Below are 26,561 nucleotides of genomic sequence, written 5' to 3'. Positions count from 1 at the left end.
GGTCAGGGGTGGGCAGCAGAGGCTGGTCACGCCTCCACTGACGGCGGCCAGGGTTTCGCTGGCGATATTGCCCTTGCGGCTGAAGCCGGGTTCGCGCAGGGCGACGGACAGGTCCACCAGGCCGGGCGCGGCCACGAGGCCCTTGGCGTCGAGGGTCTTGTCCGCCTCGAAGTTCGCTGGAGCCTGGCCGATGGCGGCGACCTTGCCACTTTCGAGGAAGAGGTCGGTGACCTGATCGTGGCCGCTGGCCGGGTCGATCAGGCGAGCGCCGAGGATATGGGTACGCATCAGTTCAGCTCCTCGGCTTCCTGGTTCATTTGGCGTTGCGCGGCCTGCCCGCTCATCGCCATGGAAAGCACCGCCATGCGCACGGCGATGCCGTAGGTGACCTGGTTGAGGATCACGGACTGGGCACCGTCAGCCACTGCGGACTCGATTTCCACGCCACGGTTGATCGGGCCGGGGTGCATGACGATGGCATCCGGTTTGGCCAGGGCAAGGCGCTGGGTACTCAGGCCGTAGAGCTTGTAGAACTCACCTTCGCTGGGCAGCAGGCCGCCCTGCATGCGTTCGCGCTGCAGGCGCAGCATGATCACCACGTCCACATCCTTCAGGCCTTCGGCGAGGTCGGTGTAGACCTTCACGCCGTACTGCTCGACGCCTACGGGGATCAGGGTCTTCGGCCCGATCACGCGGATGTCCGGGCAGCCCAGCGTGCGCAGGGCGAGCATGTTCGAGCGGGCCACGCGCGAGTGCAGGACGTCGCCGACGATGGCCACCGAGAGGTTCTCGAAGCTGCCCTTGTGGCGACGGATGGTGAGCATGTCGAGCATGCCCTGGGTCGGATGTGCGTGGCGGCCATCACCACCGTTGATGATGGCCACGTCCGGGCACACGTGCTCGGCGATGAAGTGGGCGGCGCCGGAGTCGGCATGGCGCACCACGAACATGTCGGCAGCCATCGCCTCCAGGTTGCGCAGGGTGTCGAACAGCGTCTCGCCCTTGCTGGTGGAAGAGGTGGAGACGTTGAGGGTGATGACGTCGGCGGACAGGCGTTGTGCTGCCAGCTCGAAGGTGGTGCGGGTGCGGGTGGAGTTCTCGAAGAACACGTTGCACACCGTCTTGCCGCGCAGCAGCGGGACTTTCTTCACCGCACGGGCGCCGACTTCGAGGAAGGAGTCGGCGGTGTCGAGGATTTCCGTCAGCAGCTCGCGGGGCAGACCGTCGAGCGAGAGGAAGTGGCGCAGCTGGCCCTGGTCGTTGAGCTGCAGCGGGCGCTTGGCGTCTGTCGGCATGGGGCAGGCCCTGAAAGGTTACGAGAAATCGGAAGGGTCAGGCGGGTGAAGCGAGGTCCTGACGCTCGAGGGTGAGCGGCGCGGGGCCGAGCAATTTTACCCGTTCCGTGGCGCCCAGGGACAGGGTTGCGCCAACCACGTCCGGGCGTACCGGCAGCTCCCGGGCGTTGAGGTCGAGCAGGCAGACCAGGGTTACGCTGGCTGGGCGGCCGTAGTCGAAGAGCTCATTGAGGGCTGCGCGCACCGTGCGCCCGCTCATCAGTACGTCGTCGATCAGCACCAGATGCTGGCCTTCGATCTCGAAGGGCAGTTCGGACGGTCGCACCTGCGGGTGCAGGCCGTTCTGTGTGAAGTCGTCGCGGTAGAAAGACACATCCAGGGTGCCCATGGGGCTCGACTCGCCCAGTTGCTCCAGCAGGGCCTGTGCCACCCATACGCCGCCGGTGCGGATGCCGATGTAGCGCGGCTCGGCGATGTTGCGGGACTTGAGGTGGGTTTGCAGGTCGCTGGCCATCCTCGGCAGCAGTTCGGCGGGGTTGGGCAGGGTCATCGGCGGTCCTCGCTTAAGAAGTTGCGGAGTTTTCGGCCAGCCAGCCTTCCAGCAGCAGCGCGGCGGCCAGGGCATCCACCGGGCGCTCGCGGTAGCCGTCGCGCTGGCCTTGGGCCAGGCGTTGGCCCTTGGCCTCGAAGGTGGTCAGGCGCTCATCGTGGGTGAATACCGGCAGATTGAAACGGCCGTTCAGGCGTCGGGCGAATTTCTCCGCGCGCGCGCTCATTTCGCTGGGGGTGCCGTCCATGTTCAGCGGCAGGCCTACGACGATGGCGTCGGGCTGCCATTCGCGGATCAGTGCTTCCACCTGCTGCCAGTCCGGCACGCCGTTCTGTGCTTTCAGCACTTTCAGCTCGCGAGCCTGGCCGGTTACCGCCTGGCCAACGGCAACGCCGATCTGTCTGGTGCCGTAATCGAAGCCAAGTAACAGGCGCAGGGGCTTGGATTCGGCCATCAAGCGTGCCCGGCCTGGGCCGTGAGCAGGCTGAGGTTCACGCCCAGTCGTGCCGCGGCAGCCGAAAGGCGCTGCTCGGTCGGCGTGTCGAAGAGGATGGCCATGTCTGCCGGGCAGGTCAGCCAGGCGTTTTCGCTCAGCTCGACTTCCAGCTGGCCAGCGTCCCAGCCGGCATACCCGAGGGCTACCAGGCTCTTCTGCGGGCCGCCGCCATCGGCGATTGAGAAAAGCACGTCCTGGGAGGTGGACAGGGCCAGCTCGCCCAGCTCCAGGGTGGCCTGGAACGTCTGTCCGCTGGGGTGCAGGACGAACCCGCGGTCGGTTTGCACCGGGCCGCCGGAGTAGATCGGCAGGCCCTGGCAGCGGGCCGGCGGGGTGTAGTCAGGTCGCAACTGTTCCAGTACGTCGCTCAGGCTCAAGCCGTTGGGGCGGTTGATCACCAGGCCCATGGCGCCCTGCTCGTTGTGTTCCACCAGATAGGTGACGGTCTGGGCGAAGTTCGGATCGGCCATGTGCGGCATGGCGATCAGGAAGTGGTGTTTGAGGTAGCTCGGTGCGCTTTTCATGTCGGCTAGTTTCAGTCTTAAGACGGCAGGCTTCAAGCGGCAAGGCGATGGCTTGAATCGGTGCCCCTTGGTTGAAGCCTAGAGCCGATTGTGCGCGGCCGCCCTCAATTGCTCGACAGGCGGTCGCCGCGCTCGAAGCGCCAGGTGCGAATGATCTCCAGGCGGTCGATGTCCGCGAGGTCCCCGGTGAACGGCGCGAAGGGGGCCGCGAGGCGCACGATGCGCATGGCGCCCTGGTCCAGTACCGGCTGGCCGGAGGATTCCAGTACCTGCACTTCGAACAGGGTGCCGTCGCGGTTGATCGACACCAGCAGACGCAGGTTGCCGTAGATGCGCTGCCGGCGGGCCTCATCCGGGTAATTGAGGTTGCCGACGCGCTCGATCTTCTTGCGCCACTCCTCTTTGTACCAGGCGCCTTTGTCGCGCATGGTCGAGGCCGCGTTGAGGCGGTGTATGCGCGGGCGCTTGGCATAGAGCTGGCGCTCCTTGTCCAGTTCCGCTTCCAGGCTGGCGATTTCGGCGGAGAGCTGCGAGCTGTCAAAGGTCGGCGCGAGCGTGGTCTCGGGTTGCGGCTTGCTCTGTTCGCGCTTGATCGTGGTTTTCTGCGGCTGCGGGCTTTTGGTGGCCACGGCGGCCTTGGGGGCTTCTTTCTTCGGTGCCTGGGGCGGCGCGGCCGGCGGAGTGGCTTTGCGGATTTCCTTGTCCTGGAAGGGCGCCTGCTCGGTGGTCTTGGGCGTGGCCTTGTGTTCCAGGGTGCCACTGCCCTGCTGGTTGGCCTGGGCGAGGAAGTCGGCGTTCTTCGGCTTCTCCTCGCTCTTGAAGGTGGCGAGGGTGATTTCCAGGGTCTTGCTGATCTGCTGCGGGTCGCCAATGGTGAAGCCAACCCCGAGGATCAGCGCAACGTGCAGCACGGCGGCGAGGAACAGGGTAAAGCCCAGCCGATCCGCCGGGCGGACGCCGGCGGACAGTTGGGGCGGGGTGTTCACGGCTGCGTTCATCGCCAGTCAGCTTGCTTCAGATAGCGGCGCAGTCTGCCGAGCGTGCGCATAAAAGTCTATGAAGCACTCCGCGCCTCGAGCTTGATGGCGATCGCATCCATCAAACGTTCGCCGATGCGCGTGTCATAGGCCTTGTCGATCTCGCGGATGCAGGTAGGGCTGGTGACATTGATCTCCGTGAGGTGGTCGCCGATCACGTCCAGTCCGACGAACAGCAGCCCTCTTTCTCGCAGGGACGGGCCGACGATCGCGGCGATTTCGCGGTCGCGCTCAGACAGCGGTCGGGCCTCGCCACGGCCGCCGGCGGCCAGGTTGCCGCGGGTCTCGCCCTGGGCGGGGATGCGCGCCAGGCAGTAGGGCACCGGCTCGCCATCGATCATCAGGATGCGCTTGTCGCCGTCCTTGATCGCGGGCAGGTAGCGCTGCGCCATGATCTGCTGGCTGCCGTGGGCGGTCAGGGTCTCGAGGATCACCGAGAGATTGGGATCGCCGGCGCGGTGGCGGAAGATCGAGGAACCGCCCATGCCATCAAGGGGTTTGAGAATGATGTCACGCTGTTCTTCGGCAAACTCGCGCAGAATGTCCGCTCGTCGGCTGACTACGGTCGGCGGTGTGCACTCGGGGAACAGGGTGGCGAAGAACTTCTCGTTGCAGTCACGAAGGCTCTGCGGGCGGTTGACCACTAGCACGCCGTCCCGTTCCGCTTGTTCCAGCAGGTAGGTGGAGTAGACGAACTCGTTGTCGAAGGGCGGGTCCTTGCGCATCAGGATCACGTCCAGCTCGGCCAGTGGGATATCGGCCTCGGCCTCCAGCTCGAACCAGTGTTCGGGGTCGAGGAAAACCTTCAGGGGGCGCGTGCGAGCGCGAGCTTCACCGTTTTTCTGGTATAGGTCCTGCTGCTCCATGTAGAACAGCGACCAGCCGCGTTCCTGGGCGGCCAGCAGCATGGCCAGGGAGCTGTCCTTCTTGAAGGAGATTTGCGCAATGGGGTCCATGACGATCCCGAGGCGAACGCTCATGGGGGTTCTCCGCAACAGGTTTCAAGGGGCGCGCCACAGCGGGCGGGCCGGTTGGATAAGGCGCTCAGGGTGGCGCCGGCATTGATTGCGGTCAAGGAAAAATCCTTCCCCTAAAGGGGAAGAATCGCAGATGCGGGGGCCGTGTAGCTTGCGTCTGGAGACTGTGCTAAAAAGGCCCGACGATTGGGTCGCAGCCCGTCGGTTGTAGGGCCTCAGGCACATATATAAAGCAGAATAACGACTCACCGAGGCGATGGTAGGGCGAACATGGAACAGCATTCCGAGGGTTTGAAGGTCATGGTGATCGACGATTCGAAAACGATTCGTCGTACCGCCGAGACGCTGCTCAAGAAAGTGGGGTGTGAGGTCATCACTGCAGTTGATGGTTTCGACGCCCTGGCCAAGATCGCCGATTCCCACCCGAACATCATCTTCGTCGACATCATGATGCCTCGCCTGGACGGTTATCAGACCTGCGCCCTGATCAAGAACAACAGTGCTTTCAAGTCCACCCCGGTGATCATGCTGTCTTCCAAGGACGGCCTGTTCGACAAGGCCAAGGGTCGCATCGTCGGTTCCGATCAGTACCTCACCAAGCCTTTCAGCAAGGAAGAGCTGCTCGGCGCGATCAAGACTCATGTCCCCGATTTCACCCCGGTGGAGCAAGCCTCCTGAAGTCCGGCCTGATGGCCGGTGAAGCCTTTCCATATGGGGAACACCATGGCTCGTATTCTGATTGTTGATGACTCGCCGACCGAGATGTACAAGCTGACTGCCATGCTCGAGAAGCATGGCCACCAGGTACTCAAGGCCGAGAATGGCGCTGATGGCGTGGCCCTGGCCCGCCAGGAGAAGCCAGACGCCGTCCTGATGGACATCGTGATGCCCGGCCTCAATGGTTTCCAGGCAACCCGTCAACTGACCAAGGACGCCGAAACCAGTCATATCCCGGTGGTTATCGTTACCACCAAGGACCAGGAAACCGACAAGGTCTGGGGCAAGCGCCAGGGGGCGCGTGACTACCTGACCAAGCCGATCGAAGAAGACACGCTGATCAAGACGCTGAACGCGGTACTGGCCGGCTGATTGCCGCGCCGGACCCTGAACCATAACTATTAGAAACAGGCCAAGGCCGGTCGCCATGTCGGATTCGCAGACTCCCTTCCAGCTCCTCTACGAGATCGACCAGCGCTGTCGCGCGCTGGCGGCGGGCTTGCCTGCGCAACAACAGGTGGTGCAGAGCTGGAGCGGTATCGGCTTCCGCATGGGGGAACGCCTGTTCGTGGCGCCCATGGGCGAGGTCAGCGAAGTGCTGCACGAGCCGCGCCACACGTTGCTTCCCGGTGTGAAGACCTGGGTCAAGGGCGTCGCCAACGTGCGCGGACGCCTGTTGCCGGTGATGGACCTGTGCGGCTTTTTCGGTGGCGACCTGTCGCCCCTGCGCAAGCAACGCCGGGTGCTGGTGGTGGACCACCAGGAAATCTTTGCCGGGCTGATCGTCGACGAAGTCTTCGGCATGCAGCACTTTCTGGTGGATGCCTTCAGCGAGGAGTTGCCCCCGCTGGAGGCCAGCATCCAGCCCTTCATCCATGGTGTTTTCCATCGCGAGCAGCCCTGGTTGGTGTTCAGCCCGCACGCGCTTGCACAGCACCAGGCGTTCCTCGAGGTAGCGATCTAGGTTCTACGCGGGGCGCCTGGCGTCCCGTACCGGTCCCGGGTTAGAGCTTCCGGGACCCTGGCTTCAAGGTTGGGCCGGCTTTGCCGGCCCTTTGGCGTTACATGGGAATAGAGTGGTTGGTCCAGGCGGGGGCCCGATAATGAAAAGACTAAACGCAGGCAATCTTTTTTCCGGGGTGCGTAGCACGTCGCTGATCGCCGGACTCTTCGTAGTCCTGATCATCGCCATCGTGCTGCTGTTCGCGAACTTCGCGTACCTCAACACCCAGGCGAACTACGACAAGGAATACATCAGCCACGCAGGTGAACTGCGCGTGCTGTCCCAGCGTATCGCCAAGAACTCCAGCGAGGCCGCGGCGGGCAAGGCCGAAGCCTTCGCCCTGCTGAAAGACGCGCGCAACGACTTCGAGAAGCGCTGGAACTTCCTGCTGAAAGGCGACGCCGCCACCGGCCTGCCGCCTGCGCCTGCCGCTGTGAAGGGCGAGATGGATGTCGTACAGAAGGACTGGGACAGCCTGCGCAAGAACGCCGACGCCATCCTCGCCAGCGAGCAGACCGTACTCTCGCTCCACCAGGTAGCCGCCACCCTGGCCGAAACCATCCCGCAACTGCAGGTCGAGTACGAGGAAGTCGTGGACATCCTCCTCGAGAGCGGCGCACCCGCCAGCCAGGTCTCGGTAGCCCAGCGCCAGTCGCTGCTGGCCGAACGTATCCTCGGCTCGGTGAACAAGGTGCTGGCGGGTGACGAAGACTCCGTCCAGGCCGCCGACATGTTCGGCCGCGACGCCAGCCTGTTCGGCCGCGTACTCAATGCCATGCTCGAAGGCAACGCGGCGATGGAGATCTCCCAGGTCACCAACACCGAGGCCCTGGAGCGTCTGCAGGAGATTTCCGAACTCTTCGAGTTCGTGTCCGGCTCCGTGGACGAAATCCTCGAAACCTCGCCCGAACTCTTCCAGGTGCGTGAATCCGCCAACACCATCTTCACCGGCTCCCAGACCCTGCTGGACAAGGCCTCCGCCCTGACCACCGGCTTCGAGAACCTGGCAGGCGGCCGTGGCCTGAACACCCTGGCTGGCTACGTACTGGGCGCCCTGGCCCTTGCCGCGGTCATCCTGATCGGCCTTGTGATGGTGCAAAGCACCCGCAGCCGACTGGCCGAAACCGCCGCGAAGAACGAACGTAACCAGGCGGCGATTCTGCGTCTGCTGGACGAAATTGCCGACCTCGCCGACGGTGACCTGACCGTAGCCGCGACCGTGACCGAGGACTTCACCGGTGCGATCGCCGACTCCATCAACTACTCCATCGACCAGCTCCGCGAGCTGGTGGAAACCATCAACCTGACAGCCGTGCAGGTGGCCGCCGCCGCCCAGGAAACCCAGGCCACTGCCATGCATCTGGCCGAGGCTTCCGAGCACCAGGCCCAGGAAATCGCCGGCGCCTCTGCCGCGATCAACGAAATGGCCGTGTCCATTGACCAGGTATCGGCGAACGCCTCTGAATCTTCGGCGGTAGCGGAACGTTCCGTAGCCATCGCCAACAAGGGCAACGAAGTGGTGCACAACACCATCACCGGCATGGACAACATCCGTGAGCAGATCCAGGACACCTCGAAGCGGATCAAGCGCCTCGGTGAATCGTCCCAGGAGATCGGTGACATCGTCAGCCTGATCAACGACATCGCCGACCAGACCAACATCCTCGCCCTGAACGCCGCGATCCAGGCGTCCATGGCCGGTGATGCGGGCCGTGGCTTCGCCGTGGTAGCGGACGAAGTACAGCGCCTTGCGGAACGTTCCTCCGCGGCGACCAAGCAGATCGAGGCTCTGGTGAAGACCATTCAGACCGACACCAACGAGGCGGTGATCTCCATGGAGCAGACCACCTCCGAAGTGGTCCGGGGTGCCCGTCTGGCCCAGGACGCCGGTGTGGCCCTGGAAGAGATCGAGAAGGTATCCAAGACCCTCGCGGCGCTCATCCAGAACATCTCCAACGCCGCTCGTCAGCAAGCGTCCTCCGCTGGCCATATCTCCAACACCATGAATGTGATCCAGGAGATCACCTCGCAGACCTCCGCTGGTACCACCGCCACCGCGAAGAGCATCGGCAACCTGGCGAAGATGGCCAGCGAGATGCGCAAGTCGGTTTCCGGCTTCAAGCTGCCGGAAACTCAGGACATAGCCTGACCAGGGGAGGCGCCGCGGCCTGAGGTCGCGGCACGACGGCCATGAATCAAGGGCACGACAGCATGCAGCCAGGCGGTGTCTGGGCCTTGAAACCCCTGGCCGATATGACGACAGCGGAATTCCAGGACTGGCAGAAGCTGCTCGAGGAACGCACCGGCGTGGTGGTCAATGACCAGCGCCGCTCCTTCCTCCAGACCAATCTCAGTGCGCGTATGCGCGAACTGGGCGTGCAGGACTACGCCAGCTACTACCGCCAGGTCACCGATGGGCCGCGAGGCGCGGTGGAGTGGTCGACCCTGCTGGATCGCCTGACGGTGCAGGAAACCCGGTTCTTCCGGCACCCGGCCTCCTTCGAACTGCTCGCCGAGTACCTGTGCGGGCGCGTCGAACGGGGCCTGGAGCGCCCCTTGGAAATCTGGAGCGTGGGCTGCTCCAGCGGTGAAGAGCCCTATTCCCTGGCCATGGTGGCGGCCGAGGCGCTCAGCGGTACCGAACAGCCGGCGTATTTCGGCGTGACCGGCACCGACATCAGCCTCAGCGCCCTGGCCAAGGCCCGCGAGGGCCTGTATGGCGCCCGACGCCTGGAACAACTCGAAGCGGCGCTCGCCGAGCGCTACTTCGAGGCCCAGGACGATGGCCGTTACAAGATAGCGCCGAGCCTGGCCGCACGGGTGTGCTGTGCACGGCTCAATGTGCTGGAACTGGCCAAGGCGCCAATGTCCGGCATGGACGTAATTTTCTGTCAGAACCTGTTGATCTACTTCCGCCGCTGGCGCCGCCGGGAAATCCTCAATCGCCTGGCCGAACGCCTGGCGCCAGGGGGGCTGATGGTGCTGGGCGTGGGGGAAGTGGTGGGTTGGCAGCACCCGGACCTTGAGCCGGTGCCCAATGAACAGGTTCTGGCATTCACCCGGAAGGGATAGCAGACGGCTATGACTGATCGGCACGACTACGTCGCCCTCGAGTGGGTAAAGGGCGAGATCGCGGAAACCCTGAAGCAGGCTCGACAGGCCCTGGAGGCCTTCGTCGAGAACCCGCAGGACCCGACGCGCATGCGTTTCTGCCTGACCTATATCCATCAGGTCCAGGGCACGCTGCAGATGGTCGAGTTCTACGGCGCGGCCCTGCTCGCCGAGGAAATGGAGCGATTGGCCCAGGCGCTGATGGAAGGCCGCACGGCCAACCGTGGCGAGGCGCTGGAAGTGCTGATGCAGGCCATCCTGCAGCTACCGCCGTACCTGGACCGTATCCAGAGCGCCCGCCGCGACCTGCCGATGGTCCTGCTGCCGCTGCTCAATGACCTGCGTGCCGCCCGTGGCGACAACCTGCTGTCCGAGACCAGCCTGTTCGCTCCGGACCTCTCCGGCATGCTGCCGGCGCTGTCCATGGACACCCTGGCACGTATGCGCACGGCCGAACTGCCGGTGCTGCTGCGCAAGCTGCGGCAAATGCTGCAGACCGCCCTGGTGGGCGTGATCCGCAACCAGGACCTGGCCGCCAACCTGGGCTACATGGCGCGCGTCTTCGCCCGTCTCGAGTCCCTCTGCCAGGACGCGCCGCTCGGCGCTCTCTGGCAGATCGCCTCAGGCCTGGTGGAGGGGCTTGCCAACGGCTCCGTGGTCAACGGCTCCTCGGTGCGCAACCTGCTGCGCCAAGTGGACAAGGAACTCAAACGCCTGCTCGAGCAGGGTGCCGATGGTTTCAACCAGGCGGCACCGGAAGAGCTGGTGAAAAACCTGCTGTTCTACGTGGCCAAGGCCCCGGCCCAGTCGCCGCGTATCCGTGCCCTCAAGGAGCGCTACCGCCTCGACGAAGCCCTGCCGGATACCGCCGTGGTGGATGAGGAGCGTGCCCGCCTCGCCGGCCCTGACCGCGACGCCATGCGTTCGGTGGTCACCGCCCTCTGCGAGGAACTGGTACGGGTCAAGGACAGCCTCGACCTCTTCGTGCGCAGCGACCGCAGCGGCGTCGCCGAACTGGATTCCCTGCTGCCTCCGCTCAAGCAGATTGCCGACACCCTGGCGGTACTGGGCTTCGGTCAGCCGCGCAAAGTCATTCTCGACCAGATCGACGTGATCCACGGACTCTCCCTTGGTCAGCGCGAGCCCAGCGATGCGGTGCTGATGGATGTCGCCGGTGCACTGCTCTACGTCGAAGCCACCCTGGCCGGCATGGTCGGGCCGGCGGAAGAGGGCGCGGCGGAAGAAAGCCACCTGCCCACCACCGACGTGGCGCAGATCCACCAACTGGTGATCAAGGAGGCGCGCAACGGCCTGGAACAGGCCAAGGACGCCATCATCGAGTTCATCGCCTCGCAGTGGAACCACGAGCACCTGGCCCGTGTGCCGGAGCTGCTGACCCAGGCCCGAGGCGGCCTGGCAATGATCCCGCTGCCGCGCGCTGCCGCCCTGCTGGAAGCGTGCAACCGCTACATCCTGGAACAGCTGCTGGCACGCAAGGCCGTGCCCAACTGGCAGAGCCTGGACACCCTGGCTGACGCCATCACCAGCGTCGAGTACTACCTCGAACGACTGTCCGAAGACCATGCCGCCCAGGGCGACATGATTCTCGACGTGGCCGAGGAAAGCCTGGATACCCTGGGTTATCCGCTCAAGGAAAAGCCCTCCATCCTCGACCGCGTAGAAGAGGAGGAAGCCCCGGCGCCCCTGGCTGACCCGATACAGGAAATCGAAGTACTGGCCGCTGAAGAGTCGGAGTTGCACCAGCACCTCGATCCGGAAGACGAGCCGGAAGCCGTCATGCCCGAGGCGCTGGCCTTCGAGCCGGCCGCTGGTAGCCTCGACTTCGACCTGGATGCGCCGCTGGACTTGGCGGCAGCCCCCGAGGGCGAGCTGCTGGTTTCTGACGACAACTGGAGCCTGGGCGAGCCGGACGTTGAACCGGCTGCCGTAAGCATCGACCTCAGCCTGGACGCACCGCTGGAGGTTTCTACCGCCGCCGCTGCACCGGCTGCCGAGGGTGAGTTGCTGGTCTCCGATGACAACTGGAACCTGGGCGAGCTGGACGTTGAACCGGCTGCCGCAAGCATCGACTTCAGCCTGGATGCGCCGCTGGAGCCCGCAGCAGCAGAGAGCGAGCTGCTGGTTGCCGACGAGACCTGGAGCCTGGAGGCGCTGGACGCTGAACCCGCTACCGAAACCATCGATCTCAGCCTGGATTCCCCGTTCCAGCCCGATGCCGTCGCCGCCCTGGAACCCGAGCTGGAACCGGCGCTGCGAATAGAAGGTGAAACCCTGCCCAGCCTCGATCTGGATGAGCTGGACAGCCTGCCGAGCGTGACCGAAGTAGCCGGGGCCGAGGACGAACTGCTCGACTTCAGCCTGGATACCCCGCTGGAGTTCGGCGAGGGACAACCGCTACCGAGCTTCGATCTGGCCGATCTGGAAGAGCTGCCGCCAGCGCTGCCGGGCGACCAGCCCGCCCTCGACCTGTCGCTGGACACCTTCGATGCACTGCCCAGCCTTGATCTGGATGAGCTGGACAGCCTGCCCGCCGCCGAGCCGGTGGTCGAGCTGGAAGCCCTGAACCTTGAAGACCTGCCGGCCCCCCTGGAGTGGGACGAGGCGGCCCTCGCCGAACTCGGTCTGCCGGAAGTCGACCTGCCCAGCGCGCCGCTGGAAGAGCCGGTAGTGGAACCTGCCGCAGAGCGACCGCTGTCCCTGGCCGACGTCATGGCGGTTCCGGTGCCGGCCTTCAATCCGCCGGCGCGCGACGTGCCGCCGAGCCTGCTGCCGCCGCCCGCCGACGAGGAACCGGTGGACGACGAGCTGCAGGAAGTCTTCATCGAAGAAGCCGGTGAAGTGCTGGAAACACTGGCCGACTACCTGCCGCGCTGGCATGCCGACAGCAACGACCGCGATGCCCTGGGCGAAGTGCGTCGTGCGTTCCATACCCTCAAGGGCAGTGGGCGCATGGTGCGAGCGCTGATCATCGGCGAGCTGTCCTGGTCGGTGGAAAACCTGCTCAATCGCGTGCTGGACCGTAGCATCGAGGCCGCCGAACCTGTGCACCAGGTCGTCCAGGATGTGGTTGACCTGCTGCCTGCCCTGGTCGATGAGTACGCCGCGAAGGCCCAGCGCCAGCGCGACGACGTCGACCAGCTGGCCGCCACGGCCCATGCCCTGGCGAAGGGGCAGATCCTCCCAAAATCTGAAGCCCCGGGTTCAGAGCAGGCCATCGAGCCCGCGGGCGAGCCGCATGCTCCTGTCATCACGGAATCCGGTGAGGCCCTGGACCCGCAACTGCTGGAAATCTTCCGCAACGAGGCGGAGCTCCACCTGGATACCCTCGCCGGTTTCGTCAAGGCCTGCGACCAGGAACTGCCCCAGTCGGTCAACGATGACCTCCAGCGCGCCTTGCACACCCTCAAGGGCAGCGCGCACATGGCCGGCATCCTGCCGATCGCCGAAATCGCCACGCCCCTGGAGAAGCTGGCCAAGGAGTACAAGACCAACCTGCTCCGCATCGACCTCTCCGAGGCCGAACTGCTGCGCGAGGCACTGAACCTGCTGCGCAAGGGCGTGGATCAGCTGGACAGCACGCCGCTGGCCTCGATCCCAGGTGCCGGGGCGTTGCTGGAGCGCATCCAGCAACTGCATCAGCACCGCCTGGACGCCGCCAATGCCGCACGCCGCGACGACAAGGGCGAGACCCGCGACCCGCAGATGATTTCCCTCTTCCTCGCCGAAGGCATGGATATCCTGCTGGACGCCGAGGACCTGCTGCGCCGCTGGCGTGAGCACCCGTCCGAGCGTCAGGAACTGGGGGCGTTGCTGGAAGAGTTGAGCACCCTCGGCCGTGGTGCCGAGATGGCCGAACTACCGCAGATCGAAGAGCTTTGCGAAGCGCTGCTGGATGTCTATGGCGCTGTGGACGAAGGCAGCCTGCCGGTCAGCGAACGCTTCTTCAGCGAAGCCGAGGCAGCCCATGAAGCCCTGATCGGCATGATGGATCAGGTGGCGGCAGCCCTTGAAGTGACCCCCCAGCCCGAGCGTGCCCAGGCCCTGCTCAACCTGCTGCAGGACGTCGTCGACCCGCTGGCCCTGTCCCTGCTGGAACCCGGTATCCCTGACCTCGAAATCGAGGAACTGGACGCGGACTGGCCACACGCTGAAAGCCGCCCGTTGCAGTCTGATCGGGTGGAAGAGCCCCAGGCGCTGCAGGACGTGGCGCTGCCCGAACTGGCGTCCTTCGACCCGGACGAAACGTCCGAGACCGAACGGCTGGACGAAGTACCTGCTGCCCTGGACGAGGAGATGGTGTCCATCTTCCTCGAAGAGGCGGTGGATATTCTCGACAGCGCCGGCAAGGCCTTGGAACGCTGGCTCGGCGAGCCGGAGAACAACCCGGCGCTGCTGGCCCTGCAACGCGACCTGCACACCCTCAAGGGCGGTGCGCGTATGGCTGAGATCCGTCCAATCGGCGACCTCGCCCACGAACTGGAGTCGCTTTACGAAGGTCTGGTAGACCGCCGCTACAGCCACTCGCCGCGCCTCGCCGGCCTGCTGCAGCATAGCCATGACTGCCTCGCCTCGTTGCTGGAGCAACTGCAGGCGCGCCGATCCCTGAGTGATCCGTTGCAGCTTATCCAGGACATTCGCGGCTTCCGCCAGGGTGGCGCGCAGAGCCTTTCGGCCGCCGTGGTGCAGCCACTGCCCACGTTCGATGCATTCGACGACGAAGATGCCGGGGAGGACGACATTGTCGAGCTGTGCGAGCCCTTTGACGCAGCCAATGACGAGATGGAAGAGGCGGCGGACGACGTCGCCACGGAACACCTTACCGAGTTGTCCCTGGCCGAGCTGCTGGACGTCCGGACTGACGAACAGCCGGTGACCCAGGCTGCACCGCTGCCCGAGGTCCAGGTCTTCAACAGCGACCAGGACCCGGAGCTGGTGGAGATATTCCTCGAGGAAGGCTTCGACATCCTCGACAGCGCCGGTGCCGCCCTGCAGCGCTGGATCGATGACCCGGACAACAGTCTCGAGATAGAAGCCCTGCAACGGGACCTGCATACGCTGAAGGGCGGTGCCCGGATGGCCGAAATCGGTCCCATCGGCGACCTCGCCCACGAACTGGAATTCCTCTACGAAGGCCTCTGTGGTGGCCGTCTGCGTGCCAGTCCGACGCTGTTCAACCTGCTGCAGGCTTGTCAGGACCGCCTGAGCGAAATGCTCGACGCGGTGCGTGCGCGTCGCCCGTTGCCGGACGGCCAGGCACTGATCGAAGCCATCCAGCGCTGGCGCGCCAATCCCAGCGAGCAGCTGAGCATGCCCAGCGCCGTGCATCTGCAGCCGGCAGTCGAGGACGACCGTGATGCCGTGGCTGAGGCGGACATCCTCGATATCTTCCTGGAAGAGGCAGACGACCTGCTGGAGGCCATGGAAACCGCCATTGGCCGCTGGGAAGAGGCACGCGAGGACGGTGCCCAGATCGATGAGCTGCTACGCGTGCTGCACACGCTCAAGGGCGGCGCGCGACTGGCCGGGCAGAAGCGCCTGGGCGACCTTGCCCACGACCTGGAACACCACCTGATCGAGGCGCAGCAACAGGGGGCGCCCTGGCCGGAAAGCCTCTTCCTTGACGTGCAGTCCGGCTATGAAGGCTTGCAGGCTGAATTGGATGAACTGCGTCAGCAGCTCGACCAGAGCCTGGCCGAAGACCTGCCGACGCCGCCCCAGGCGCTGACCCTGACAGAAGCGCCGCAGTTGGCCAGCCCAATTGTCGCGGCCAGCGTTCTACCGCGGGTTGTCAATGAAGAGCGCGTCCTGCCCTTCGTTCGTCGAGCCCGGGAAGCCGCCCAGGACGCCGCTGCTCGTCGTGCGCCCCAGGAACTGGTGAAGGTGCCGGCGGAGTTGTTGGAGGGGCTGGTCAACCTGGCCGGTGAAACCTCCATCTTCCGCGGCCGGGTGGAGCAGCAGGTCAGTGACTTCAGCTTCACCCTGAGTGAGATGGAAGCGACCATCGAGCGGGTGCGTGACCAGCTGCGCCGTCTCGACACCGAGACCCAGGCGCAAATCCTCAGCCGTTATCAGGCTGAGGCGGAGCGCGCCGGCTACGAGGACTTCGACCCGCTGGAAATGGACCGTCACTCGCAGCTGCAGCAGCTGTCGCGTGCGCTGTTCGAGTCCGCATCCGACTTGCTCGACCTCAAGGAAACCCTGGCGGCGAAGAACCGCGACGCGGAAACCCTGCTGCTCCAGCAGGCACGGGTGAACACCGAGCTGCAGGAAGGCCTGATGCGTACCCGCATGGTGCCCTTCGACCGCCTGGTGCCGCGCCTGCGCCGTATCGTCCGGCAGGTGGCCAGCGAGCTCGACAAGCAGGTGGAATTCGTCGTCGGCAACGCCGAGGGCGAGATGGACCGCACCGTGCTCGAGCGTATGGTGGCGCCGCTGGAACACATGCTGCGCAATGCCGTCGACCACGGCATCGAGGTTCCCGAGGCACGTCGCGCCTCCGGCAAGCCGGAAAGCGGCACCATCCGCCTGAACCTTGGCCGCGAGGGTGGCGACATCGTCCTGACCCTGGCTGACGACGGCGCCGGTATCAAGCTCGAAGCCGTGCGCCGCAAGGCCATCGAGCGCGGCATGATGGATGCCGAGTCCGACCTTTCGGATTACGAGGTTCTGCAGTTCATCCTCGAACCGGGCTTCTCCACGGCCGACAAGGTCACGCAGATTTCCGGCCGGGGCGTCGGCATGGACGTAGTGCACTCCGAGGTGAAGCAGCTCGGCGGCACCATGAGCATCGACTCCACCCCTGGCGAGGGCAGCCGTTTCCTCATCCGCCTGCCGTTCACCGTGTCGGTGAACCGTGCGCTGATGGTGCTTTCCGGCGAAGACCTGTATGCCATCCCGCTGAACACCATCGAAGGCATCGTGCGGGTCTCCCCTTACGAGCTCGAGGCCTACTACCAGCCCGATGCACCGCGATTCGAGTACGCCGGCCAGAACTACGAGTTGAAGTACCTGGGCGATCTGCTGGGCAACGGCCAGCACCCCAAACTGGTGGGCCAGAGTCTGCCGCTGCCGGTGATCCTGGTGCGCTCCAGCGAGCATGCCATGGCCGTGCAGGTGGACTCCCTGGTGGGTTCCCGCGAGATCGTGGTGAAGAGCCTTGGCCCGCAGTTCGCAGGGGTCCACGGCATCTCCGGCGCCACCATCCTCGGCGATGGACGCGTGGTGGTGATTCTCGACCTGCTGGCGACCATTCGCTCGCGCCACGCCCACCTGGTACAACCGCAACTGCGCTCGGCCAGCGCCAACCTGCTGCCGGCCGACGTGGACGTGGAGCGTCCGCCGCTGGTGATGGTCGTGGACGATTCGGTGACCGTACGCAAGGTCACCAGCCGTCTGCTGGAGCGCAACGGCATGAACGTGCTCACCGCCAAGGATGGGGTCGATGCCATCGGCCTGCTGCAGGAGCAGCGGCCGGACATCGTGCTCCTGGATATCGAAATGCCGCGCATGGACGGCTTCGAGGTGGCTACCCTGATCCGCCACGACGAGCGCCTGAAAGACCTGCCGATCATCATGATCACCTCGCGTACCGGTGAGAAACACCGCGAGCGCGCCATGGCCATCGGCGTCAATGACTACCTGGGCAAGCCCTACCAGGAGTCGCTGTTGCTCGAAACTATCCAGCACCTGGTCAAACGGACATGACAGAGAAGACATCCGCACGCATTGCCGTGCTCGCCGACACCTCGCTGCAGCGCCATGTGTTGCAGCAGGCCCTGACCGGCAACGGCTACCAGGTCGTGCTCAACAGCGATCCAGCCCGCCTGGACGAAGCGGCGCTGAGCGCCTGCGAGGCGGATCTCTGGCTGGTGGACCTGGCCCTGTCCGAGGATTCGCCCCTGGTGGACAGCCTGCTGGAGCACGCCAGTTCTCCCGTGCTGTTCGGCGAAGGCCATGCCCCCGAGCGCCATTCAGAGCATTACCCGCGTTGGGAACGGCGTCTGTTCGGCAAGCTGAAAAAGCTGGTGGGCGATCCGGCGGTGGCCGTGGGGCCGAGCCTGGAAACCCTGCTGGCCGAGGCCCAGCGCCCGACACGCCTGGAACTGCCCAAGGTGCTTGCCGATACCCCGCTGGTGGCGGGGGAGCCCGCGCGCCAGGTCTGGCTGCTGGCTGCCTCCCTGGGGGGGCCGGCGGCGGTCAAGGCGTTCCTCGATGCCTTGCCCGGTGGCCTGCCGATCGGCTTTCTCTACGCCCAGCACATAGACCCCAGTTTCGAGGGCGCGCTGCCGCAGGCCGTGGGCCGCCATAGCCAGTGGCACGTCAACCAGGCCCGCCACGGTGATACCGTGCGCTGCGGCGAAGTGGTGGTGGTGCCCATCAGCCGTGAACTGAATTTCTCCGACGACTGCCGCATGCAGATGGGCGAACGCCCCTGGCCGGAACCCTACAGCCCGTCCATCGACCAGGCCATGCTCAACCTGGCCCAGCATTACGGCGCCCAGTGCGGCGTGATCGCCTTCAGCGGCATGGGCAGCGATGGCAGTGCCGCAGCCGCCTACCTGCGCCGTCAGGGCGGGTTGATCTGGACCCAGAGTGCCGATACCTGCGCCTGCTCAAGCATGCCGGACAGCCTGCGTGAAGGCGGCTACAGCACCTTCGGCGGCGACCCGCGCGAGCTGGCCGCCAAGCTGGTCGAACATCTGGCTGCGCAGTGCAGCTAACCCAGGAATTCTCATGAGCCAAGCCGTTACCACCCAGAACAGCACCGCCAGCCTGACCGGGCTGCTGCTGCCGCTGTCCGACCGTACCCTGCTGGTGCCCAACGTGGCCCTGGCTGAGCTGATTCCCTACCGCGCCCCCCAGTCGACCTCGGGGTTGCCCGCCTGGCTGCTGGGCCAGGTAGCCTGGCGCGACCTGCGCCTGCCGCTGCTGTCCTTCGAAGGCGCCGCCGGCGGCGAGGTGAAGGTGGGCTCAGGCGCGCGGGTGGCGGTACTCAATGCCCTCGGCGGCCGCCCTCACGTCAAGTTCATCGCCTTGCTGCTGCAGGGGATCCCGCGTTCACTGAAGCTGGAAGCAGACTTGCGACGGGCCAACGCGCCGCTGTCGGTGCTGGAGCTGGATGCGGTGCAACTGGGTACTGATGTGGTGAAGATCCCCGACTTGGCGGGACTGGAGCAGATGCTGGCCGATGCCGGCCTGATCTGACTCGGACGAGCAGGGGCGGTTCGTAGGAAGTGGCGGGGCGGCGCTCCGCTTGAACCTGCGAAACCCACCAGCAGCGGTCGATGGATTCGCTGCGCGCTACGCCGTCCTACGGGCGCTCCGATTCAGAAATCGCCCCAGAGCTGCTGCGCCACGCTGAGCGCCACCACCGGCGCCGTCTCGGTGCGCAGTACCCGCGGCCCCAGTCGTGCCGCGTGGAAGCCCGCCGCCTTCGCGGCATCCACTTCGGCCTCGGACAAGCCGCCCTCTGGGCCGATCAGGAAGGCCAGGCTGCTCGGCCTGGCATGGCCGGCCAGGGGCTCGGCCACCGGATGCAGGACCAGCTTGAGATCCGCCTGCACGTCGCGCTGCCAATCGGCCAGCGTGACCGGTGAATGGATCACCGGCAGTACCGAGCGGCCGCACTGCTCACAGGCGCTGATAGCCACCTGACGCCAGTGCGCCAGGCGCTTGTCGGCGCGTTCGTCTTTCAGGCGCACTTCGCAGCGCTCGCTGACGATGGGGCTGATCTGGGCGACACCCAGTTCGGTGGCCTTCTGGATCGCCCAGTCCATGCGCTCGCCGCGCGACAGGCCTTGGCCCAGATGCACCCGCAATGGCGATTCGGCCATGCCGGTAAAGGCTTCGCGCAGCTCTACCCGCACCGTCTTCTTGCCGACCTCGACCAGCTCGCCCAGGTATTCCTGGCCGGAGCCGTCGAACAGTTGCACGGGGTCACCGGAGGCAAGCCGCAGCACGCGGCCGATGTAGTGGGCCTGGGCTTCGGGCAGGTCGTGTTGGCCGAGGGCGAGTGGAGCGTCGATGAAGAAGCGGGAGAGGCGCATGGGCGTTCGGGCAAAGGGAGGACAGGCGCGCAGTTTAAGGCCTGGCGCGCCGTCCGTGTTACCCGTCAGCCCGGATCGCGATGGTTCGGGTGGAGGTCGGCGGCAACGTGCACGCTCACCGACTCGCGGGTGGCGATGTCGATGCCTTCGCTGGCCACTTCGGCGAGGAAATCGATCTGCTCCTCGGTGATCACGTAGGGCGGCAGGAAGTACACCACGTTGCCCAGGGGGCGCAGCAGGGCGCCGCGCTCCAGGGCGTGCTGGAAGACCTTCAGGCCGCGACGCTCCTGCCAGGGGTAGGGCGCCTTGCTGGCCTTGTCCTGGACCATTTCGATGGCCAGCACCATGCCGGTCTGACGCACTTCGGCCACGTGCGGGTGGGCTGCCAGGTGCGCGGTGGCGGTGGCCATGCGCATGGCCAGTTTGCGGTTGGCGTCGATCACCCGATCCTGCTCGAAGATATCCAGCGTTGCCAGGGCGGCGGCACAGGCCAGTGGGTTGCCGGTGTAGGTGTGGGAATGTAGGAACGCGCGCAGGGTCTGGTAGTCGTCGTAGAAGCCCTGGTAGACGGTTTCGGATGTGAGCACGGCGGCCATGGGCAGGTAGCCGCCGGTCAGCGCCTTGGACAGCACCAGGAAGTCCGGTGCGATACCGGCCTGCTCGCAGGCGAACATGGTGCCGGTGCGGCCGAAGCCGACGGCGATCTCGTCGTGGATCAGGTGCACGCCGTAGCGGTCGCACGCGTCGCGCAGCAGCTTGAGGTACACCGGGTGGTACATGCGCATGCCGCCGGCGCCCTGGATCAGTGGCTCGACAATCACCGCCGCGACTTCTTCATGGTGTTCGGCCAGGGTGCGCTCCATATGGGCGAACATGGCACGGGAGTGTTCTTCCCAGCACATGCCCTCGGGCCGCAGGTAGCAGTCGGGGCTCGGCACCTTGAGGGTGTCCAGCAGCAGCGACTTGTAGGTTTCGGTGAACAGCGCCACGTCGCCCACCGACATCGCCGCCACGGTTTCGCCGTGGTAGCTGTTGGTCAGCGTGACGAAGCGCTTCTTGCGCTCCAGGCCCTGGTTGCGCCAGAAGTGGTAGCTCATCTTCAGGGCCACTTCGATGCCGGAAGAACCGTTGTCGGCATAGAACACCCGGTCCAGCCCCTTCGGCGTGAGCTTCACCAGCCGCTCGGACAGCTCCACCACCGGCTGGTGGCTGAAGCCGGCGAGGATCACATGCTCCAGCTGGTCCACCTGGTCCTTGATGCGCTGGTTGATGCGCGGGTTGGCGTGGCCGAAGACATTGACCCACCAGGAGCTGACGGCGTCCAGGTAGCGCTTGCCCTCGAAGTCCTCCAGCCAGACGCCTTCGCCGCGGCGGATCGGCACCACCGGCAGGCGTTCGTGATCTTTCATCTGGGTGCAGGGGTGCCAGAGCACGGCGAGGTCACGTTGCATCCAGTCGGCATTGAGGCCCATGAGTCGTTCTCCTGTAGCGATCGGCGAAGCCTATGCAATGAGGCCGGCCCGGACAAGCAGGACGCACCCAACCACCCGGAAGGCACGTCTGGCCCGGCCGTTGGGGCTGGCGTATCCTGCGCGCCAATTTCGAACAACGCTGTTTCACCGGGGGAATCTTCATGCCTGCAGCCTGGCGCGTCTTGGCGCTGATCATCGTGGGAGGGCTCAGCGCGACGGCGCTGGCCAAGGACAAGCAGCCGACGGCCATCGTCATCGGCGGTGGCATGGCGGGCCTGACCTCGGCCTACGAGCTGCAGCAGAAGGGCTGGCAGGTCACCGTTCTGGAGGCCAAGCCGAGCATCGGTGGTCGCTCGGGCCTGGCGGCCAGCGAGTGGGTCGGCAGCGCCAAGTTGCAGCCCAGCCTCTACCGCTACCTGGACCAGTTCAAGCTGAAGGCCGTGCCCGCGCCGGATTACGTGCGCAATCCGGGCTACCTGGTGAACGGCCGTTACTTCTCCGAGGCCGACCTGCTCAAGGAATCCCCGAGCACGGTGGAGGGCCTGAAACGCTTCGACAAGAGCCTGGACGACCTGGCCGCCTCGATCGAAGACCCACTCAAGCCGCTGGTCAATCACACGCTGCAAACCCTCGACTCCATCAGCGTCGCCCGCTGGCTGGAGAAGCTGAGCCTGCCACCCACCGCGAAGGCCCTGGTGGAGCAGCGCATCCGCTCCCGTTATGACGAACCCTCGCGCCTGTCGCTGCTCTACCTGGCCCAGCAGGCCCGCGTCTATCGCGGCCTGCCGGATACCGAGATGCGCGCCGCGCGCCTGCCCGGCGGCAGCCAGGGCCTGGCCCAGGCCATGGCCAAGCAGATCAAGACCATCAAGACCAACGCCCGCGTCTCGGCCATCGTGCAAGAGAAGGACGGCGTCGCCGTCAAGGTCGGGGGTGCCGGCTACCACGCCGATTACGTGGTGCTTGCCGTACCGCTGCCGGCCCTGGGCAGGATCAGCATGACGCCGTCCCTCTCGGCCCTGCAGCTGCGCGCGCTGAAGGACATCAACTATGGCTGGCGCGACCAGATGCTGCTGCAGTTCAAGAAGCCGGTCTGGGGCAAGAGCCGACTTTCCGGCGAGGTCTACAGCGACCAGGGGCTGGGCATGCTCTGGGTCGAACCGGCCCTCAAGGGCGGCGCCAACCTGCTGATCAACCTGTCCGGCGACAACGCCCGCCTGATGCAGGCCTTCGGCGACCGGCAGATGGTCGACCAGGTGCTGATCCGCTTCGACAAACATTTCCCGGGCGCCCGCGAGCAATTCAAGGGCTTCGAGGTGCGTCGCTATGGCAAGGACGCCCTGGCGGGTGGCGCCTACCTGGCTTACGGCCCCGGCGAAATCAGCCTTTACTGGCGCATGTGGGAGAAGCCCCTGGGCCGCGTGGTATTCGCCGGTGAGCACACCGACGCGCTTTATCCAGGCACCCTCGAAGGCGCCCTGCGCAGCGGCCAGCGCGCCGCCGCCCAGGTCATTGACCTCAAGGCCGGCAAGGCCGTTGGCCCGGTGGAAGCAGAAACCGAGAGCAGGCCCGAAGCGACACCCAAGACGCTCACCAAGGACGAGAAGAAAGGCTTCTTCTCCCGTCTGTTCAACTGAGTTGTATCCCCGGTGGCGAGCTCATCGCCGCCGGTCCCCCCTCCTCATACCGTTCGGCCGCGGCTGACGAGCTATCAGACTTTTCTTCCGACAAAAGTCTGCGAAGTCCCACTCGTTATAAAGATCGTTTTACTCGATATTTCAAAGCAAAATTTTCCGCTTTAATTCGATAGATTTACCGCTAGGCTTTATCACTCGCTTTTACCCAGCTTGTGTTTTCCAAGGATGTCCTCCATGCAATGGCGTAATTCCCCGTCCCGCTTCGGCCTGGTCAGTATTCTTCTGCATTGGGGGGTGGCCATCGTCTTCGTCGGCCTGTTCGCCCTGGGCCTGTGGATGGTCGGTCTGAACTACTACAGCAGCTGGTACAAGACCGCCCCGGACATTCACAAGGGCGTCGGCATCCTGCTCTTCCTGGTGATGCTGGCACGCATGGCCTGGCGCTTCATCAGCCCGCCGCCGCCGGCCCTGCCGAACCATGGTCCGATGACTCGCCTGGGCTCCAAGGTCGGCCACCTGGTGCTTTACGTCGGTCTGTTCGCCCTGATGATTTCCGGTTACCTGATCTCCACGGCCGAAGGTCGTGGCATCGCCGTATTCGGCCTGTTCGAAGTACCGGCCACCCTGACCGCCATTCCCGACCAGGAAGATGTGGCCGGCGCCATACACGAATACCTGGCCTGGGGGCTGCTCATCTTCGCAGGCGTCCACGCCCTGGCCGCCCTCAAGCACCATTTCATCGATCGCGACGCGACCCTGACCCGTATGCTCGGTCGCGCCGCCAAATAACGCTGCAACCTCTCAACAAGGAGATTCACCGATGCTGAAGAAAACCTTCGCTGCGCTCACTCTCGGTGCCGCACTGTTCGCTGGCCAGGCCATGGCCGCCGACTACGTGATCGACAAGGAAGGCCAGCACGCCTTCGTCAACTTCAAGATCGGCCACCTGGGCTACAGCTACATCTACGGTACTTTCAAGGATTTCGACGGCACGTTCAGCTTCGACGAGAAGAACCCTGAGGCCAGCAAGGTCAAGGTCACCTTGAAGACCGCCAGCGTTGATACCAACCACGCCGAGCGTGACAAGCACATCAAGAGCGGTGACTTCCTGAACGTCAGCAAGAACCCCACCGCCACCTTCGAGTCCACCGCGGTCAAGTCCACTGGCCAGGGCACTGCCGATGTAACCGGCAACCTGACCCTCAACGGTGTGACCAAGCCGGTCGTCATCAAGGCCAAGTTCGTCGGCCAGGGCGACGACCCGTGGGGCGGCTACCGCGCCGGCTTCGAAGGCTCGACCACCATCAAGTTGAAGGACTTCGCCATCCAGAAGGACCTCGGCCCGGCCTCCCAGGAAGCCGAGCTGATCATCTCCTTCGAGGGCGTGCGTTCCTAAGCGCGCTTTCCCGCAGTACCAGAACGCCGGCCTTGAGCCGGCGTTCTGCTTTGTGGGCAGAAAACTGACCTTGCGGGAGATTCCATGTCAACGCCTTGGCCACGTAGGGTGGATGACGCCTTTCCATCCACCAGCGGCGTTATGCCGAACGGCTGAAGCTCATCCTTCGGCGTCGGGGGCCTGTGAGCGAATTCATTCGCGACTGAAATCGCTCACACGGGGGAATGCGCTCCTCACGGAAACGAAAACGCCGGCACTGGGCCGGCGTTCTCATGAGCAGCTGAAACTCAGCGATTGCGGGTCAGCAATGCCGGTTTCTCGCCGCGCGGGCGGTTGCTCTGTTGCAGTTCGTCCAGTTGCTCCGGCGTTGGGAAACGGTCGGTGCGGGACTCTTTCATGATGATCTTCGGTGCCGGCTTGTTGGCCCGTGGGTCCTGCACGGCCGGCTCGTCGCGACCACGAGACACCAGTTGATCTTCGCCACGGCGCGGGCCGTTGCCACGGCCTTTGGCGGGCTTGCCCTGGCGCTGCTGGCCTTGTTTCTGGCCCTGCTTCTGGCCACCACCACCCTGACGCGGAGCCGGGTTGCTGCCCTGGCTACGGCTCTGACCGCCGCCGCCACCACCACTGCGGCCCTGACCCTGACCCTGACCTTGGCCCTGCGGACGCGGTGCCTGGCCTTGGCCTTGACCGCCACGGCGCTGATTGCGGCCCTGGTTCTGGCCCTTGGGTGGGTAGGGGCTGACGTAGTCGACGCGGTTACCGAAGTTGTCCACCTCGTCATCGAGGAACTCTTCCGGATCGCGGTCCGCGTTGGACTGCTGCGGACGTGCCTGCTTGGGCTGTTGAGGCTGGGGCTGGGGCTGTCGTTGGCCGGCAGCCTGTTGGCCTTGCTGGCCTTGCTCCTGGCCTTGGCCCTTACCCTTGCCACGGCGGCGATTGCGGCTCTTGCGCTCCTTGCCTTCGGCACTTTCGCCGGTGGCGTCCTTGGACTCACCGGCAGCCTGGTGTGCCGGTGCCTTGCCTTCGCGCTTGGGCTTGTCGGCGCGCGGCTGGCGTTCGGGGCGCGATGGGCGAGCCTCGGGGCGTTCGGCTTCGACTGTCGCCGAGTCGAAGCCCTGGGTGTCGCCGTCCGGGATCTTCTGCTTGGTCAGGCGCTCGATGGCCTTCAGCAGTTTCTCTTCATCCGGTGCTACCAGGGAGATGGCTTCACCGCTACGGCCGGCACGGCCGGTACGACCGATACGGTGCACGTAGTCTTCTTCGACGTTGGGCAGCTCGAAGTTGACCACATGGGGCAACTGGTCGATGTCCAGGCCGCGGGCGGCGATATCAGTGGCGACCAGGATGCGCACGTCGTTGGCTTTGAAGTCCGCCAGGGCCTTGGTGCGCGCGTTCTGGCTCTTGTTGCCGTGAATCGCGGCAGCGGCCAGGCCGTGCTTGGTGAGGTATTCGGCGAGCCGGTTGGCGCCGTGCTTGGTACGGGTGAAGACCAGTACCTGCTCCCAGGCGCCGACCGTGATCAGGTGCGCCAGCAAGGCGCGCTTGTGGCTGGCGGGGAGATGGAACACGCGCTGCTCGATGCGCTCCACCGTGGTGTTCGGCGGGGTTACCTCGATGCGTTCGGGGTCATGCAGCAGCTTGTTGGCCAGGTCGACGATGTCTTTCGAGAAGGTCGCCGAGAACAGCAGGTTCTGGCGTTTGGGCGGCAGCTTGGCGAGGACCTTCTTCACATCGTGGATGAAGCCCATGTCGAGCATCCGGTCGGCTTCGTCGAGCACGAGGATTTCCACATGGGAGAGGTCGACTTTGCCCTGTCCGGCCAGGTCGAGCAGACGGCCGGGGCAGGCCACCAGCAGGTCCACGCCCTTGGACAGGGCCTGCACCTGGGGATTCATGCCGACACCGCCGAAGATGCAGGCACTGGTCAGGCTCAGGTCACGGGCGTAGAGCTTGAAGCTGTCGTGTACCTGGGCCGCCAGTTCGCGGGTGGGGGCCAGTACCAGTACGCGCGCCTGGCGCGCGCCGTGGCGCTGGGATTTGTCATGGTGACCGTTGGGGAACAGCAGTTCCAGAACGGGCAACGCGAAACCGGCAGTCTTGCCGGTACCTGTCTGGGCAGCAACCATCAGGTCGCGGCCTTGCAACACGGCGGGAATGGCCCGCTGTTGCACGGGGGTGGGCTGGGCGTAGCCGGCAGCTTCGACGGCGCCGACCAATGCCTCGGAGAGACCGAGGGAAGCAAAGGACATGGGAAATCCTGTGTAGTTCTAAGGGGC

The 26,561-nt window shown here is 65.1% G+C and carries 20 protein-coding genes and 1 pseudogene; 11 read left to right on the top strand and 10 right to left on the bottom strand.

Going from position 1 to position 26,561, the window contains the following annotated elements:
* From FFS60_RS21695 to gshB, 7 genes and pseudogenes are all read right to left on the bottom strand, one after another.
* A pseudogene (locus FFS60_RS21695) lies at window positions 1–288 on the bottom strand (dihydroorotase); the annotation flags it as partial.
* Window positions 288–1,295, bottom strand: a complete 1,008-nt coding sequence (locus tag FFS60_RS21690; RefSeq protein WP_028629546.1) for an aspartate carbamoyltransferase catalytic subunit — start codon at window positions 1,293–1,295, stop codon at window positions 288–290. The pseudogene FFS60_RS21695 and the gene FFS60_RS21690, both read right to left, overlap by 1 nt.
* 37 nt (window positions 1,296–1,332) lie before the next feature.
* Window positions 1,333–1,845 carry a bifunctional pyr operon transcriptional regulator/uracil phosphoribosyltransferase PyrR gene (gene pyrR, locus FFS60_RS21685; protein ID WP_028629547.1) on the bottom strand — a complete coding sequence of 171 codons (513 nt, stop codon included), beginning with the start codon at window positions 1,843–1,845 and terminating at the stop codon, window positions 1,333–1,335.
* 13 nt (window positions 1,846–1,858) lie between these two features.
* Window positions 1,859–2,299 (bottom strand): Holliday junction resolvase RuvX, encoded by a 441-nt coding sequence (gene ruvX / locus FFS60_RS21680; RefSeq protein WP_137823117.1) that lies wholly within the window; start codon window positions 2,297–2,299, stop codon window positions 1,859–1,861.
* Entirely contained in the window at window positions 2,299–2,865 is a 567-nt protein-coding gene (locus tag FFS60_RS21675) for a YqgE/AlgH family protein (protein ID WP_028629549.1), read from the bottom strand. Before FFS60_RS21675 ends, ruvX begins: the two co-directional genes overlap by 1 nt.
* A 104-nt stretch (window positions 2,866–2,969) precedes the next feature.
* Window positions 2,970–3,863, bottom strand: coding sequence for an energy transducer TonB (locus FFS60_RS21670; RefSeq protein ID WP_137823116.1), 894 nt, complete (start codon window positions 3,861–3,863; stop codon window positions 2,970–2,972).
* 56 nt (window positions 3,864–3,919) lie between these two features.
* The gene (gene gshB, locus FFS60_RS21665; protein WP_137823115.1) at window positions 3,920–4,882 is read right to left on the bottom strand and encodes a glutathione synthase; all 963 of its coding nucleotides are present in this window, start codon (window positions 4,880–4,882) and stop codon (window positions 3,920–3,922) included.
* Between the two features lie 267 nt (window positions 4,883–5,149).
* On the opposite strand from gshB, the gene pilG reads away from it, so the two are divergent.
* From pilG to FFS60_RS21625, 8 genes are all read left to right on the top strand, one after another.
* Window positions 5,150–5,557 carry a twitching motility response regulator PilG gene (gene pilG / locus FFS60_RS21660; RefSeq protein WP_003455569.1) on the top strand — a complete coding sequence of 136 codons (408 nt, stop codon included), beginning with the start codon at window positions 5,150–5,152 and terminating at the stop codon, window positions 5,555–5,557.
* A gap of 45 nt (window positions 5,558–5,602) precedes the next feature.
* Window positions 5,603–5,968, top strand: a complete 366-nt coding sequence (gene pilH / locus FFS60_RS21655) for a twitching motility response regulator PilH (RefSeq protein WP_028629552.1) — start codon at window positions 5,603–5,605, stop codon at window positions 5,966–5,968.
* 55 nt (window positions 5,969–6,023) lie between these two features.
* A complete protein-coding gene (locus FFS60_RS21650; protein ID WP_137823114.1) occupies window positions 6,024–6,560 on the top strand; it encodes a chemotaxis protein CheW in 537 nt (178 codons plus the stop codon).
* Window positions 6,561–6,699: 139 nt separating this feature from the next.
* Complete coding sequence (locus FFS60_RS21645; protein WP_137823113.1) at window positions 6,700–8,748, top strand: methyl-accepting chemotaxis protein; 2,049 nt, start codon at window positions 6,700–6,702, stop codon at window positions 8,746–8,748.
* A gap of 62 nt (window positions 8,749–8,810) precedes the next feature.
* Window positions 8,811–9,671 (top strand): protein-glutamate O-methyltransferase, encoded by an 861-nt coding sequence (locus FFS60_RS21640; RefSeq protein WP_137823118.1) that lies wholly within the window; start codon window positions 8,811–8,813, stop codon window positions 9,669–9,671.
* Window positions 9,672–9,680: 9 nt separating this feature from the next.
* Complete coding sequence (locus FFS60_RS21635) at window positions 9,681–17,435, top strand: Hpt domain-containing protein (protein ID WP_137823112.1); 7,755 nt, start codon at window positions 9,681–9,683, stop codon at window positions 17,433–17,435.
* The gene (locus FFS60_RS21630; RefSeq protein ID WP_028629557.1) at window positions 17,432–18,451 is read left to right on the top strand and encodes a chemotaxis protein CheB; all 1,020 of its coding nucleotides are present in this window, start codon (window positions 17,432–17,434) and stop codon (window positions 18,449–18,451) included. Before FFS60_RS21635 ends, FFS60_RS21630 begins: the two co-directional genes overlap by 4 nt.
* A gap of 13 nt (window positions 18,452–18,464) precedes the next feature.
* Complete coding sequence (locus FFS60_RS21625; RefSeq protein ID WP_137823111.1) at window positions 18,465–18,935, top strand: chemotaxis protein CheW; 471 nt, start codon at window positions 18,465–18,467, stop codon at window positions 18,933–18,935.
* A gap of 122 nt (window positions 18,936–19,057) precedes the next feature.
* Here the strand turns inward: FFS60_RS21625 and FFS60_RS21620 are convergent, their stop codons facing one another.
* Window positions 19,058–19,777, bottom strand: coding sequence for a 16S rRNA (uracil(1498)-N(3))-methyltransferase (locus tag FFS60_RS21620; protein WP_137823110.1), 720 nt, complete (start codon window positions 19,775–19,777; stop codon window positions 19,058–19,060).
* 65 nt (window positions 19,778–19,842) lie between these two features.
* Window positions 19,843–21,249 (bottom strand): adenosylmethionine--8-amino-7-oxononanoate transaminase, encoded by a 1,407-nt coding sequence (locus FFS60_RS21615; protein ID WP_137823109.1) that lies wholly within the window; start codon window positions 21,247–21,249, stop codon window positions 19,843–19,845.
* 161 nt (window positions 21,250–21,410) lie between these two features.
* Here FFS60_RS21615 and FFS60_RS21610 point away from each other — a divergent pair, with 161 nt between their 5' ends.
* The 3 genes from FFS60_RS21610 (at window position 21,411) to FFS60_RS21600 (ending at window position 24,282) form a co-directional block, all read left to right on the top strand.
* Entirely contained in the window at window positions 21,411–22,886 is a 1,476-nt protein-coding gene (locus tag FFS60_RS21610; RefSeq protein WP_137823108.1) for a flavin monoamine oxidase family protein, read from the top strand.
* Window positions 22,887–23,120: 234 nt separating this feature from the next.
* Window positions 23,121–23,675: a cytochrome b gene (locus FFS60_RS21605; RefSeq protein WP_028629562.1), complete on the top strand. Its 555-nt coding sequence runs from the start codon at window positions 23,121–23,123 to the stop codon at window positions 23,673–23,675.
* 31 nt (window positions 23,676–23,706) lie between these two features.
* Window positions 23,707–24,282, top strand: coding sequence for a YceI family protein (locus tag FFS60_RS21600; RefSeq protein ID WP_137823107.1), 576 nt, complete (start codon window positions 23,707–23,709; stop codon window positions 24,280–24,282).
* 287 nt (window positions 24,283–24,569) lie between these two features.
* Here the strand turns inward: FFS60_RS21600 and FFS60_RS21595 are convergent, their stop codons facing one another.
* Window positions 24,570–26,534 carry a DEAD/DEAH box helicase gene (locus FFS60_RS21595; protein ID WP_171016556.1) on the bottom strand — a complete coding sequence of 655 codons (1,965 nt, stop codon included), beginning with the start codon at window positions 26,532–26,534 and terminating at the stop codon, window positions 24,570–24,572.
* Window positions 26,535–26,561 lie beyond the last annotated feature (27 nt).

The organism is Pseudomonas sp. D(2018), from assembly GCF_005502555.1.
GTDB lineage: Bacteria > Pseudomonadota > Gammaproteobacteria > Pseudomonadales > Pseudomonadaceae > Metapseudomonas > Metapseudomonas resinovorans.
This window is presented reverse-complemented; position numbering and strand designations above follow the sequence as displayed.